This window comes from Leptolyngbya sp. Cla-17, from assembly GCF_016807185.1.
Classification (GTDB): Bacteria; Cyanobacteriota; Cyanobacteriia; order Leptolyngbyales; family Leptolyngbyaceae; genus ULC077BIN1.
On record NZ_JAEVYN010000002.1, the window covers coordinates 598,838 to 612,503 of the forward strand.

14 protein-coding genes are annotated in these 13,666 nt (G+C 48.9%); 3 read left to right on the forward strand and 11 right to left on the reverse strand.

Annotation, left to right across the window (positions count from 1 at the left end):
• Positions 1-17 precede the first annotated feature (17 nt).
• The gene (locus tag JOY44_RS13930) at positions 18-1,130 is read left to right on the forward strand and encodes a TRAP transporter substrate-binding protein (protein ID WP_171574294.1); all 1,113 of its coding nucleotides are present in this window, start codon (positions 18-20) and stop codon (positions 1,128-1,130) included.
• Here JOY44_RS13930 and JOY44_RS13935 read toward each other — a convergent pair.
• The 3 genes from JOY44_RS13935 to JOY44_RS13945 all read right to left on the reverse strand — a co-directional run bounded on the left by JOY44_RS13935 (position 1,125) and on the right by JOY44_RS13945 (position 3,994).
• On the reverse strand, positions 1,125-2,468 hold the full coding sequence (locus JOY44_RS13935) for a TRAP transporter large permease (protein ID WP_171575991.1): 1,344 nt from the start codon (positions 2,466-2,468) through the stop codon (positions 1,125-1,127). The two genes, JOY44_RS13930 and JOY44_RS13935, sit on opposite strands and share 6 nt — an antisense overlap.
• 89 nt (positions 2,469-2,557) lie before the next feature.
• Positions 2,558-3,178, reverse strand: coding sequence for a TRAP transporter small permease subunit (locus JOY44_RS13940; RefSeq protein ID WP_245404926.1), 621 nt, complete (start codon positions 3,176-3,178; stop codon positions 2,558-2,560).
• 273 nt (positions 3,179-3,451) lie between these two features.
• On the reverse strand, positions 3,452-3,994 hold the full coding sequence (locus tag JOY44_RS13945) for a hypothetical protein (RefSeq protein WP_171574295.1): 543 nt from the start codon (positions 3,992-3,994) through the stop codon (positions 3,452-3,454).
• Positions 3,995-4,181: 187 nt separating this feature from the next.
• On the opposite strand from JOY44_RS13945, the gene JOY44_RS13950 reads away from it, so the two are divergent.
• Complete coding sequence (locus JOY44_RS13950) at positions 4,182-5,087, forward strand: S1 RNA-binding domain-containing protein (protein WP_171574296.1); 906 nt, start codon at positions 4,182-4,184, stop codon at positions 5,085-5,087.
• A gap of 48 nt (positions 5,088-5,135) precedes the next feature.
• Here JOY44_RS13950 and bioB read toward each other — a convergent pair whose 3' ends face one another.
• The 5 genes from bioB to JOY44_RS13975 all read right to left on the reverse strand — a co-directional run bounded on the left by bioB (position 5,136) and on the right by JOY44_RS13975 (position 10,079).
• Positions 5,136-6,104: a biotin synthase BioB gene (bioB, locus tag JOY44_RS13955; protein WP_171574297.1), complete on the reverse strand. Its 969-nt coding sequence runs from the start codon at positions 6,102-6,104 to the stop codon at positions 5,136-5,138.
• 33 nt (positions 6,105-6,137) lie between these two features.
• Positions 6,138-6,965, reverse strand: coding sequence for an NAD-dependent epimerase/dehydratase family protein (locus JOY44_RS13960; RefSeq protein WP_197985337.1), 828 nt, complete (start codon positions 6,963-6,965; stop codon positions 6,138-6,140).
• A 2-nt stretch (positions 6,966-6,967) separates the two neighbouring features.
• Positions 6,968-7,621, reverse strand: a complete 654-nt coding sequence (locus JOY44_RS13965; protein WP_171574298.1) for a rhomboid family intramembrane serine protease — start codon at positions 7,619-7,621, stop codon at positions 6,968-6,970.
• A 67-nt stretch (positions 7,622-7,688) separates the two neighbouring features.
• Positions 7,689-9,653, reverse strand: coding sequence for a S9 family peptidase (locus tag JOY44_RS13970; protein WP_171574299.1), 1,965 nt, complete (start codon positions 9,651-9,653; stop codon positions 7,689-7,691).
• A gap of 144 nt (positions 9,654-9,797) precedes the next feature.
• The gene (locus JOY44_RS13975) at positions 9,798-10,079 is read right to left on the reverse strand and encodes a Nif11-like leader peptide family natural product precursor (RefSeq protein WP_197985339.1); all 282 of its coding nucleotides are present in this window, start codon (positions 10,077-10,079) and stop codon (positions 9,798-9,800) included.
• Between the two features lie 821 nt (positions 10,080-10,900).
• Between JOY44_RS13975 and radC the strand changes: the two genes are divergently transcribed.
• On the forward strand, positions 10,901-11,632 hold the full coding sequence (radC, locus tag JOY44_RS13980; RefSeq protein WP_171574300.1) for a RadC family protein: 732 nt from the start codon (positions 10,901-10,903) through the stop codon (positions 11,630-11,632).
• Between the two features lie 21 nt (positions 11,633-11,653).
• Here radC and JOY44_RS13985 read toward each other — a convergent pair whose 3' ends face one another.
• The 3 genes from JOY44_RS13985 to JOY44_RS13995 all read right to left on the reverse strand — a co-directional run bounded on the left by JOY44_RS13985 (position 11,654) and on the right by JOY44_RS13995 (position 13,629).
• Entirely contained in the window at positions 11,654-12,208 is a 555-nt protein-coding gene (locus tag JOY44_RS13985) for an ISAs1 family transposase (protein ID WP_171574301.1), read from the reverse strand.
• Entirely contained in the window at positions 12,199-12,702 is a 504-nt protein-coding gene (locus JOY44_RS13990) for an ISAs1 family transposase (RefSeq protein ID WP_171574302.1), read from the reverse strand. Before JOY44_RS13990 ends, JOY44_RS13985 begins: the two co-directional genes overlap by 10 nt.
• Positions 12,675-13,629, reverse strand: a protein-coding gene (locus JOY44_RS13995) for an IS630 family transposase (RefSeq protein WP_197985745.1) whose coding sequence is annotated in 2 segments (ribosomal slippage) — positions 12,675-13,296 and positions 13,295-13,629 — 957 coding nt in all. Because the reading frame shifts where the segments join, the coding sequence is not laid out codon by codon here. The genes JOY44_RS13990 and JOY44_RS13995 overlap by 28 nt, the downstream gene beginning before the upstream one ends.
• Positions 13,630-13,666: the final 37 nt, after the last annotated feature.

Genomic DNA, 13,666 nt, shown 5'->3' on the forward strand with positions numbered 1-13,666 from the left:
TTTACCCTAGAAAAAGCGTGAAACGTAAACAATTTGTCCAAACCGCGATCGCCAGTGCTACTACAGGTTCAGCCCTCGTCGCTTGTCGAGCCAATACGGGTGCATCAGGCGCAAATGCGTCCTTACCTACAATTAACTGGCAGATGGCAACGAGTTGGCCCACCGCATTGGATACCATCTTTGGCGGTGCCACCACATTTACAGATCGCGTGGGCGCGATTACCGGGGGCAAGTTTAAGATTACACCGCGTGCGGCAGGGGAGTTAGCTCCGCCCCTAGAAGTGCTAAATGTGGTTTCCCAAGGCGCAGTCCCCTGTGGTCATACGGCTGGCTATTATTATGTAGGTAAAAGTCCCGCTGCCGCATTTGGCACCGCGGTGCCCTTTGGCTTAAATGCTCAACAGCAAAACGCTTGGTTGTATGAAGCAGGCGGGTTGAAAACGCTGCAAGCTCTATATGCTCGAAAGTTTGGTGTGATTCAGTTTCCCGCAGGCAACACGGGAGGGCAGATGGGCGGCTGGTTTCGCAAGGAAATCTCGAAGGTCAGCGACCTGCAAGGGTTAAAGATGCGTATTCCCGGACTGGGGGGGCAGGTCATGGGCAAACTGGGCGTGACGGTGCAGACCTTACCGGGTGGGGAAATTTTTCAGGCGCTGCAAACAGGAGCGATCGATGCGGCTGAGTGGGTGGGTCCCTACGACGACGAAAAGTTAGGACTGCATAGAGTTGCCAAATTCTATTACTACCCTGGCTGGTGGGAACCCGGTCCAACGTTGGAGGTGCAAATTAACTTGAATGAATGGAAGAAGCTGCCAGCCGAATATCAGGCAGCGATTCAAGCGGCAGCCTTTGAAGCAAACATGACAATGCTGGCTCGGTACGATGCCCGCAACAATGAATCACTTCAACGTCTGATCCAAGGTGGTGTTACCCTGCGTCCCTACAGCAATGAAATTTTGGCAGCAGCAGAAAAAGCGTCCTTTGAGTTGTATGACGAATTTTCTGCCAAAGATGCAGACTTCAAGAGTATTTTTGCAGAATGGAAACAATTCCGCGATCGCATCTATGCCTGGAACAACATCAATGAGGGCAGCTTTGCCCGCCATAGTTATGCCACCCTCAAGCTATAAAATCGGCTTTGCAGACAGATCGACCAGCCAGCGTACTGTTTGAGGAAAGCCCATCACTATGAGCAACACCACCACTTGCAACACCATGAATGGAAACGCACTTTTGTGAATATCAATCGTGCTGACTTCCTTGGGGGCAACACTTTGCAAATAGAACAGAGAAAAACCTACGGGAGGTGAGATAAAGGCGGTTTGCAAATTAATCGCCATTACCACCCCAAACCAAACCATATCAAGCCCTAACTGTTGCGCGGCAGGCACTAATAGGGGCATGGCAATAAAACAAATTTCAATAAACTCTAAGAACACGCCCAGAATAAAAATCACAATATTACTAACAATCAGAAAAGCAATCTTGCCACCCGGCAAGTTTACCAGAAGATTTGTAATCAGGGCTTTGCCACCCAAGCCATCAAAAACAATGCTAAAAAACGCTGAGCAAAACAAAATCATCAACACAACCGATGACACTACCGCCGTTGAGTGACCCGCCGATTTAATCAATGCCCAATTGAGTTTTCGATTGAGCGCAGCCAACCCACAGGCCCCTACAGCTCCCACTGCGCCTGCTTCTGTTGGCGTAGCAAAGCCAAAGAAGATACTGCCCAGTACAGCAAAAATAAGCAGCAAGGGGGGAATGACGGCTTTCATCACCCGTCGCAATAGTGCCATCCCACTGATTTGTCGAGCTTCCAGCGGCAGTGCAGGCGCGACGCTCGGTTTGAGAAAGGCTAGTACCAAAACATACAGCGCATAAGCTACCGATAGCATCAATCCCGGAATCAACGCCCCCAAGAACAGGTCACCCACCGACACGCCCAGTTGATCGCTTAAGACGAGCAGCACCAGACTCGGAGGGATGAGTTGAGCCAATGTCCCCGACGCGACAATCACCCCCGCAGCCAGTTGTTTGTCATAGCCATAGCGCAGCATCACGGGTAATGCCAGCATTCCCATAATGATCACCGTGGCTGCTACAACACCTGTGGTCGCCGCCAACAAGGTGCCAACAAAAATCACCGCCAGTGCTACTCCACCTCGGAGCGGTCCTAGTACAATTCCGATGGTTTCCAACAGTTCTTCTGCCAATCCCGACTTTTCTAAAACTGCACCCAAAAACACAAAAAAGGGAATTGCCAACAGCGTGAAGTTGGACATAGTGCCAAACCAGTTGTTCGACAACAGCAGCAGCCGACTGGGGTCAAACGCGTCCACAAACCATCCGATCAACCCAAAGACGATCGCCGTTCCCGCGAATGAAAATGCTACCGGATAGCCGCTCATGAGGATAAAAAAGAAGCCAATGAACATCGCGATCGCTAACCACTCAAAGCCCATAGTTTTTCTGCTCAAACGTCATGTTTCGCGTTGTCCACTGATCCAGATGATTGTAGCCAGCTAGATTCGCAGAATAGACCCCTGGCAACCTACTCAAGGGGCACCTGCTCTATATCTGATTGAATGATCTGCCCGCCCTGGGCGTATCCCTTCAAAATCGCCAAATATTTGATAGCTTGCGAAATTGCCTGAGCAAGCAACAGGGCAAAAGCAACAATAATCATTGTTTTGATGGGCGCTCGCGGCAAGCCATCTGCATCCGGGGATACTTCCCAACTTCCCCATGTACCATCCGGTAGGTACCCCCAGGACTGCAAAACAGGGTTGGCACTAACCCAGATTCCCAGCAAACAAAAGGGAATCAGAAAAAAGACTGTGCCCAAAAAATCGACCAGCGCTCGTCGTTTCTCGCTCCAATGGGTGTAGAGAAAATCGACACGAACGTTAGCCGAATGTTTCAGGATGTAGGCAAATCCCAGAAGAAACATTAACGAAAACAAATACCATTGCAGTTCGATCAACGCATTGGAGGATAGTTTGAGTCCAATTAATCGCCCAACATAGCGAGCAATGACGTTGTAGAACCCAACCGCGATCGTCAAAATGACCATCCAAGCACTAAAGTTACCGATAACGTCAGTGACGCGATCGATAGCTTTAGAGAGTCTAAGGAGAGTACGAATATGGGAAGGCTTGAGAAAGGTATGCAAGGCTGAGGACTTCAATAGAGCCTATAAGTTTTGCACACGATAATATCACGCCAGTTCGACTAGAAATAAGAGGGTAGCGGAGGCTGCCAGAAAACAATTTGTTTAGAGGCAGGAATCCTCTAGTTCCTCAAACTAGCAAGAATAATTACTCAAACTAGTAAGAAAGATTCCTGGCACTTCTTCATGCTTTGATTGCGGCTGTCAATGTTTGCCCTGATTGTCCTAGATATCCAGGTGATCACCCAAACGTCCAAGCGATCGCACTTCTTTTGGCTATTGTCCAGCCGGAGCGGGGGAAACAGGAGCCGGAGCATCTGGAACACGTTGCTCTGGTGCGGGTTGTGCTGCTGGCGCTGCTGGTGCTGCTGGCGCAGGTCTTGCTGCTGGCGCTGCTGGTGCTGCTGGTGCCCTCTGAGGTATTGGATTGGGAATAGTTACATTTACATTAGGAGCAGGTGCCGAGGATTGTTGAGGCACAGGAACGATGCGATCGCGCTCAATAATTCGCTCCTTTATTTGAGGAGAAGGACTCGTCACAGGGTTAGCAGGAGTGATGATATTAGTCGTGCTAGGTCTTTGATTTAGAAAATAATAGGCTGCAACACCTAAACCGACCAAAGCTGTTAGCAACATGCCTAAGAGCAATCCTCCAAAAGTGTTGCTGTCCTCACGATCACGCTGAGCAGCTTCAGAATTGCGTTGCTCAATCAGTCGATTTTGAGCATCAATGTTTCGATTTTGAGCATCAATGTTTTGAGGAGGTACTGATGCAGGATTAATATCATCGCGAGGATCTGGTTTATTAAAGTTGGTCATAGTTAAGTTATAGAGTTCAATTACCGAATTGTACTGGTATTGCTTATCACTTCGTCTCCACCCATAAAGGGATTCTTGCTCGTCCGAAAGATATAGGTGGATGACAAGCATAACCCACCACAACTCGTCACATACGATATTTCTCGCCACGCTTTATAGTAGAAAGGCTAACTAATCTGTCAGATCTATGGAACCAAAATCAACTGCCTCCCATTCAGCGGCGGAATCTTTCTCAATGGATGACTTTGCCAAGGCTTTGGAGAACTATGATTATGGGTTTCAGAGCGGACAAACAGTATCCGGCAAAGCCATCAGCTATGAAACCGATGGCATTTACATTGACATTGGTGCCAAATCTCTTGCCTTTTTACCTGCCGACGAAGCGAGTTTACGGGAAATTCGCGACCCAGAAGCAATTTTGCCCATTGGAGAATCGTGTGACTTTTTGATCATTCGAGAACAGGATGCAGATGGGCAGGTAACTCTTTCGCTAAAGCAGCTAGAGATTCGGCAGATGTGGGAGCGCATGGCTGAATTGCAAGAGAGTACCCAAAGTTTATCTGTCAAGGTGACAGGCATTAATAAGGGTGGCGTGACGATAGATGTGCAAGGATTGCGAGGTTTCATTCCGCGATCGCACCTGCTAGAGCGCGATAATCTGGAATCACTCGTGGGCACCACCCTCACCGCCAACATCTTAGAAATCAACCAGGAAAAAGGAAAACTGGTTCTCTCCAATCGGTTAGCAACTCGCTCTGCCGCCGTTAGTCAGTTTGAAATTGGGCAACTGATAGAAGGCAAAATCAGTGGTATCAAACCGTTTGGCGCATTTGTAGATCTAGGTGGCACTAGCGGCTTGCTTCACATTAACCAAATCAGCAAGAACTATGTGGAATCACTGCCAAACCTCTTTCAAGTAGGGCAAATCATCAAAGTCATGATCGCCGACCTGGACGAAGCTAAGGGCAGAATTTCTCTTTCTACCAAAGTGCTAGAAAATTATCCCGGTGAAATGCTGGAAAAAATGGCAGATGTGATGGCAGAAGCCGAAACCCGCCAAGAGAAAGCCCGTAAGCTCCTGATGAATGGGTAAAGTGAATCAGAAGTATTGCTACGGCTCCGTGCCGTAGCAATACTTCCGCTATCGCGCTTTTGCCACCATGCCCAAGCGTTGCAGCAATGCGCCATCCTGAGAGCCTGCGGGGTTAGGTGTGGTCAGGAGTTTAGGTCCTGTAAAAATGGAGTTAGCTCCTGCTAAAAAGCACAAGGCTTGCAGTTCGTCGCTCATAGTCAATCGTCCTGCAGAGAGACGCACCATTGCGGTCGGGAACAGAATGCGGGTTGTAGCAATGATCCGCACCAGATCGATTGGGTCAATGGGCGGCACACCTTGCAGAGGGGTGCCGCCGACGGGAACAAGGCAGTTAATCGGAATAGATTCGGGGGCGGGAGATAAGTTGGCAAGGGATTCTAGTAGATCGAGTCGATCGCTCACGGATTCGCCCATACCCACAATGCCGCCACAGCAAACAGAAATTCCGGCTTCGCTAACGGCGCGAATAGTTTCCAGGCGATCGCGATAGGTTCGGGTGGTGATGATCTGCTCGTAATAATCAGGCGAGGTATCCAGGTTATGGTTGTAGGCGGTTAGTCCGGCTGCTTTCAACTGCTGTGCCTGATGCGGCTTCAGCATTCCCAAAGTGCAGCAGACTTCCAGATCTAGTGCCGCCACCTGCCGCACCATCTCCAGTACGCGCTCAAATTGGGCACCGTCTTTCACTTCGCGCCATGCGGCTCCCATACAAAAACGGGTGGCGCCACTGGCTTTGGCGATCGCCGCTTCTGATAGCACCGCTGCCACATCCATTAACGGCTCTGGCTGCAAATCTGTTTGATTATGGACACTTTGGGAACAGTAGCCGCAGTCTTCCGGGCAGGCTCCAGTTTTGATGCTGCACAACGTACACAACTGCACCGCATGGGGATCATGGTGTTGCCGATGGATAGTTTGGGCCGCAAATAGCAGGTCGGGCAGAGGTTGATGATAGACCTGAGCAATGTGATCTTTAGTGCTCAGGGATGGAATCGGACTTGACGAAACAGTATGCATGGGAAACAGTCGCTTGCTTTCTAGAAGCCTAGATTACAGCGTTTCTTGGATCTCTGAGTAGATAAACTCATATCCTGCATCTCGCAACTTTTGATTCGATACACGGGTGTTGTAAGACCGAGAGCTTGGCTGTGAAGCATCCCAGGTTACTGAAAGCAGATTATGGGCGGCGAAAATACGATCAAGTAATTCTTGGGTGGTGAGTGGAACAGTGCCGACCAGATTGTAAATGCCACTCAAAGATTGCTGTTGGACAAAGGCGATCGCGCCCACAATGTCATCTATGTGAATCCAGTTTGAAGCTTCTTCACCCGTTCCAGCCCGAACGCTGCCCGCCGCAGATCGAAAGATTTTTATCAGCTCTCGTCCAGCACCATAAATGCCTCCTAGCCGCAAAACACAGACTTTGAGCGAGTCATGGGCAGCACTGAGCAACACTCGTTCTGTCTCTGCCAAAATTTCAGCTTTTGGGTTAATCGGTGTAACGGTGGTAGTTTCATCCACCCATTCACCGCCGCGATTGCCATAAACCGCATAGCTGCTGGTGTAAATTACTTGCTGCACCGAGGACGATTTCAACGCTGCAACCACCGTTTTTGCAGTATTCAGATAAGTTTCTTCATAGGCATTGGCATTGGGCGCACCGACAGACACCAGAAGCACTTGCTGATTTTGCAACAGCGATCGCACGGCAACTTCATCGTTCCCTTTCACCACTACGGCGGAGTCTGCCAAAGTTTGCAATTCCGCCAGGCGTTCTATGGTGGTCGTGGTGGCAGTTACCGTCATCGTTTGTCGCCAACGAGGAGCCAGCGATCGCCCAACATAGCCACATCCCAAAATCACGGCATTCGTCAACACGTTTATCCTCTAACCGATTTACCATCCCGCGCTAGCAACTTTGCCGACACCACCCCGCCAAAAAAGCCAAACAGATGTCCTTCCCAAGAAATGCCGTATTGGAAAGGCAGCAATCCCCAAATCAGGCTCCCATACAGCACCAACACAAACAAAGACATGGCGATGGAAAGCGGCTTGCGTTCAAAATATCCCCGCGACAGCAAATAGCCCAAATAGCCAAAAATGACGCCGCTGGCTCCGATGTGAATGCCCGAAGAACCAAGCAACCAAGTACCGAACCCACCTACCACCGCAGAAATGACGCTAACTACGAAAAAGTCGCTAATTTCGCGCAGCATAATCAGCCAGCCCAAGGTGATAAAGGGAATGGTATTACCAATTAAGTGTGCCAAGTTTGCATGCAAAAAAGGCGCGAATAAAATGCCCCGCAGCCCAATCAAATTTCGCGGAATAATGCCAAATTGGTCCAGACCGCACTGCGAGCCACCGCGTAAATCCGTTCGGCATTGGCTAAAACCACCGTAAAGGGAGCCGCCCCGCAGTACAAACAGGTCAAATAATTCCACCCCCCATGCCAACAGCACCAACCCACCCAAGATCACTAGCTGGGTTGTGATTTCTTTAAAGACGCTTTGTTTGTCTCCGTCCCGTGTCATGGGTTTTCCTTTCTCGTAAAGTCGGCTGTATGAATTCCCTTAATTGAGTTGTAGCGTTAAATTCAACTCATTGACTACCCGATTCATTCAACAAATAGGTTTTGATAAATTGCACGGTGGTATAGAACTGAAAATCGGCATTGGGTTTCTTGGCGAATCCGTGCCCTTCATCCTTTGCCATTAGATACCAGACGGGGGTATTGTTTTTCCGGACGGTTGCCACAATTTGTTCAGCTTCGTTGAGGGGAACGCGGGGGTCATTTTTGCCGTGGACTACAAACAAAGGCTTTTTGATCTTTTCAGCGTTGTTGAGCGGCGAGATGTTTAGTAGGAATTCTCGCATTTTGGAGTCGCGTTCGTCACCATATTCCACGCGGCGCAAATCGCGGCGATAGCTTTCGGTACGCTCCAGAAAAGAAACAAAATTGGAGATGCCCACGATGTCGATCGCCCCTCGGATGCGATCGCTATAGGTTGTCGCGACCGCCAGTGACATATAGCCGCCATAGCTGCCACCCGTAACCATCACCCGACTAGCATCTAGATCCGGCTGGGTTGCAATCCAGTTGAGCAATGCCCCAATATCCTTCACAGAGTCTTCTCGCAAAAAGCCGTTATCCAGCTTCAAAAAGGATTTTCCATAGCCTGTGGAACCCCGCACATTTGGGAATAGGATCGCTGCACCTAGTTCGTTCAAGTAATAATTTTGCCGTCCCAAAAACACTGGGCGAAACTGACTCTCAGGTCCTCCGTGAATATCAATAATCACGGGACGCTTGCCTGCAAATTTTTGAGCAGGACGATAGAGAAAGCCAGAGATGGTTTTGCCGTCAAAGCTTTTCCAGCGGACTAAATCAGCTTCCGAAAAAGTGCGGGTGTTGATGCCGCCCGTTTCACTTTCCGTCCAGCGTTCTAACTTGTTTGTGGTGACATTAATGGAGTAAATATCAGCAGTGGACCGAGCCGACACAAAGGCAAAGCCAAGATCGCGGTTATTGCGGTGCCAATTTAAGCCCAGAATGAGTCCATTCGGCAATTTGGGTAGGGTAAGCTCTCGGCGTGTTTTGGTATCCAGCAGATGCAGCACGCTGACTCCATCCTCGTTGGTGACAAAGGCAAGGCGCTTGCCATCTTCCGACAAGTCAAAGTCTTCTACATCCCACGGAATCTTGCTGGTGAGGGGTGTGTAGCGCTTGTTGGCAAAGTTGTAGTAGGCGAGTCGCTGAAATTCAGAGTCGCGATCGCTGACCACATACAAACCCTTGCCATCTTTGCTAAACACTGCCGATTCATACAGCACTGTTTCTTTGCCCTTGGGAGTAAGCAGGGTGCGGCTACCCGTCTGCGTATCAAATAACCATAAATAGCTTTCATTCGCAGAAAGATATTGCGACACCAAAAGTTGGCGATCGTTTGGTGACCAATCCAACGGTCCCCAACCGCCGCCTTCCACGGTTGCCAGCAGGCGATCGCTAGTTGGTTTCATCGGCTCAATCACATACAAATCGGCATCTTTACCCGTGCGCCGCGTTGAAGTATAGGCCATGCGATCGCCCTTAGTAGACCACACGCCACGACTATTTTTAGACTTACCATCCGTCAGCAGCGTCACTTCTCCGGTTGCCACATCGTAGCGGTAGTTTTGGCTAAACTCATTGCCGCCTGTATCACGGCTAAAGACAAAGTAGTTGCCTTGAGTGGGCTGATAGGTAGCTCCAGAAGGGGGTTCGGTAAAAAACGTTAGTTGGGTCCGAGCCGCGAGGGGCGATCGCACGCGATGCACCTGAGCATTATTGCCAAATCGGGTGGAGATTAGAATTTCTCGCCGCTGTGGGTGCCAACTCGCCAAGCTTGCCGAGCGAAACTCTGTATAGCGTTTGACTCCTTCCACTAGCTCCAACGGAATCGCCGGAACTCCTTCGACTACTAAATTTTCATTTGGCGCGAAACTTGCTGCCAGTCCTGGCGAAGCAGTAGCTAAACTGAACGCGATCGTTAACAGCAAGGCAATAGTAGAGCGCAGAAATTGCATCAGCCAAATCCAGTAGGGAGTTCAATCGCACTCGACTTTAACGTGTATATCTTGCTAACGACAAGTAGATAAAATGCTGGGAATTTTGAGTCGGGATTTTCAAGTTTTGAGTTTTGCCTCTCGTCCCTCGCCCTTGACCCTTCGTCAAACCCAGTTAATGCTGCGTAACCACTTCCACACACCCGTATGCCGCCGCACAGTAATTCCCGCGCTTTGCTCCCGGGCCAATGTCAACAATTCATCTGTGGTAAAGCTGTACCCTAATTGCTCAGCGATTTTCAGGAATTCTTCTGGTCCCTGCATGTGATCAAACCGCTCTCGTAACGTTTCATCATAGGCAACAGCTTCCAAAAATCGACTTGCACTTTCTAAAGACATCGTCAAAATCTCCATAATGATGCTAATGTTCTGGTCGGCAGAAAGCATATCGCTATATTGCCTTATACTCTAAAACCCAGTGCCGCTTAAACAAAAACAGTCCGAATATATTCATCAAGTAAAAAGCACCACCATATTTTTAACGTTTGCAACGTTGACGTTCTTGTTGGATGCTTTGCGGACTTTGAAAGTCTTAGCCCAGCACAACATGTTCTCAGGCTTCTGAAGTATCAAGAAATACTTCGCCAACGGTTTCACCGTTACCTTCGCCCCTTGCAAGGTCTTGGAAAAATAGAACCCCGTTAGTTGTCTTGTGATCAGGGCACTCTGATTTTGGTAGTCAATTTGAGTACTTATTATGAATGAGAAATATTTTAGGGTTATTGCATCATCTGTCTTGCTCAGTAGTTTGCTATTGATACCCGCTCTTGAGGCACAAGCAAAGAATTTTGACTACAACTTTTGCATCAGAAATGCCAATACACCAAACCAAAGATTAACGAATTCGATCGCTCAATTCTTGAATAGTCGATATCAAGGAGGAGTCAAGACACTTTATCCAGTTTGTTCTGGTCCCAATCCTAATAGGGGCAACCAAACAACGTGGGTCTATCGAGCCAAGTTTTATACAAATAACGTGTTAGACGTTGCTATTGTCGAGGGACAAAGAGGCTTACAGATTTCCACAAAAAATCGCGGCCAATGGTCTAGTTGGTCATCGCTTTAACTTGTAAAGCAATATCTGTAATAGATGACCATAGCCAAATATTTCTATATCAACGACTACTTGTTCAGGGGAATGGTTCTAAAAGTACTGATTTTGGGATAACTGAACAAGATTCTTTCTTCCAAACTTTTTCGGTGCGTCCATGACTTACTCCCTCAAAGTTGCAGATATGCCTGCAAGTGAACGTCCACGCGAACGCTTGATATCCTACGGTTCGCGTCATCTGGCTACGGCGGAGCTAATTGCAATTTTGCTGGGAACAGGGCAAGGAGCAGGAAAACTTTCGGCGGTTGGTTTAGGGCAATATCTGCTGCATGAATTAGGCAAATATCAGCAAGATCCCCTGTCTGCTTTGCGAACTGTGACGGTTGCTGAGTTGACGAGGGTTCCGGGTATCGGAGAGGCAAAAGCAACTACCATTCTGGCGGCGATCGAATTAGGTAAGCGCGTTTTTCAATCTCGTCCGGCCGACTCCACTCTGATTGACGACCCAGCTGTTGCGGCAGCAGCCTTGAGTCACGATCTGATGTGGCAATCTCAAGAACGCTTTGCCGTTGTGTTTTTGGATGTGAAGCATCGCCTCCTAGGCACTCGCGTTGTGAGTGTGGGCACCGCAACTGAAACTCTGGCACATCCCCGCGAAATCTTCCGAGAAGTGCTGAAACAGGGTGCTACGCGCATTATCGTTGCCCATAATCACCCCTCTGGAAATGTGGAGCCTAGCCCGGAAGATCTTTCTCTTACTCGCCAATTACTCACGGGGTCACAGTTTTTGGGCATTCCGTTGCTGGATCATTTGATTTTGGGAAATGGAGATTTTCTCAGCATGAGACAAACAACTTCATTATGGAAGGAGCAGCCTCAAGAGGAGTAAGCAGGGTAGGGTTGATTCATTCTAGCCAGAGGGAAAGTCCAGCATGGGCAATAACTGATTCAAGTCATTGCTGAAGCGGTCGATGGCAGCCGTAATCGAGTGATGCCCTGCTCGACGAAATAAGGTAATTACTAGATTGCGAATGAACGCCATCAAGGTAGCAGCAGGTTTCGCTGCAATCGAGCTTTGGTCTTCGCCGAGCACGACATCTTTGACCCAATGCAGCGGATTCTCAATCCCCCAATGCGACCGAATGCGGGCTTGCAAGGCATCTGCCTGCTGCGACCAACTGGTGATGTAGTATCGACGCTCATAGTACGGTTCTCCCTGGCGCTTGCCCAGGCGGATCACCTCCACTCCTTGTTGAGCACCGCTCCAAAGGTGCTTCAGACTATCTGGCAAGGGAAAAACCGCAGCAATTCGGGTCGTTTGACGGTCCCGCGTCTGTTCGGCATCAAGATGAATACTGAACACCGTATCCCTCTGAGCCAGGTCTTGTAATTGCTGATAAAGCGTTTTCTGATTCGCTTTCACACTAATCACGTAATCATTTCCTTGGCTGTGAATTAATTCCACGGGTTTTTTTGAGTGTGCAATGCGTCCAAACTCACCGTTACCCCAGATAACTGCAAATGTTCCAGCAGTTCATAGACCGCCTTAATCTCGCTCTGATGCTGATTTTCAAAGACGGCTTGTCCCACCACCAGTCCCTGTTCTAACTGAAACACTGACACGACATTGACAAAGTTTTGCTGTGCCGTGTCAGTGTCGGTGAGCGTGTTCTTTAAGCTTTTGCCATCCACTGCACAGTTGTTTCCAGCTTTAACCAATCCGGCACTCTGCGCCCATTGGTTAAAGGCGGTTGCGACTGCATTAAAGTCAATCTCCATCAACAAGCGTCGAATGGTGGAATAACTCGGTAACTGCGCTCGGCGCAAGCCTAAGCGCTCTGCCAGATGCTCCTGGTGGCGGAGCATGAAGCGCGATAAACCCCGATACCCTCGGTAGCCACTCATCGTGCCCAGAATGATTATAGCGGTTCTCAGTCGAGTGAGGTACAGTAGCAACAATGAGTAAACCAATGACGAATATCTTTAAGCGACACTTGAGCAAACGCTTGAGTCATCGCCTCGTCTAACGCTTGTTTGGTTCGTGGAGCAATCGCGCGGAGGATTGCTTTGACTTTTGACCAAAACTGCTCAATGGGATTAAAGTCGGGTGAGTAGGAGGGTAAATAGACTAATTTTGCACCCACTGCTTCAATCGCTTGGGCAATGCCATCGACTTTGTGAGAACTAAAGTTATCCATAACGACACAGGCTCCCTTCCACAAGTTTGGCACTAACACCTGTTGGACAAAAGTTTGAAACGCCCGTCCGTCCGTTCCCCCTTCAAAGGTCAGTGCCGCAATGATGCCATCAAGGGTGAGCGCTCCAATGATGGTTTGGTTTTTTCCTCGGTTCTGTGGACGATGACTGTAAGCGCGGTGTCCTTGAAGGGCTCTGGCATAGAGCCTTGCCATTGCTAGATTTACTCCGGCTTCGTCGATGAATACTAGGTCTTTGGCTTCGACTTGAGTAATCATTTGCCAAAACTCAACCCGTGCCTGCTGCACCTGCTCCTGGTCTCGTTCAGTTGCTCGAAAGGTTTTTTTTGACGGTGAGCTTTAAGCGTTGCACCGCTCGTCCCATCGTTGAACGACTTACTCGCATTCCTACTTTCGCCTCGAATTGCTCAGATAACTGGGCAAGCGTGGCATCATTGGTAGCCTCGACTAATTCGGCAAGCACTTGATGATGCTCAAGCGTCAGTTGAGCGGGCTTACCTCCTCCATGAGGTTTTGGCTCAATGCTGCCCGTTTCTCGGTATTGTTTAAGCAGTTTGATAATGAAACTGGTTGCCACGCTAAATCGCTTGGCTAGTTGGCGTTGAGAGATGGGTTCGTCTTTGTAAACGTCAATGATTTTTTGGCGCAAGTCTGTAGAATACGCTTTCATCACTACCGATTCATTTAGGCTACTAAACATTACTAGA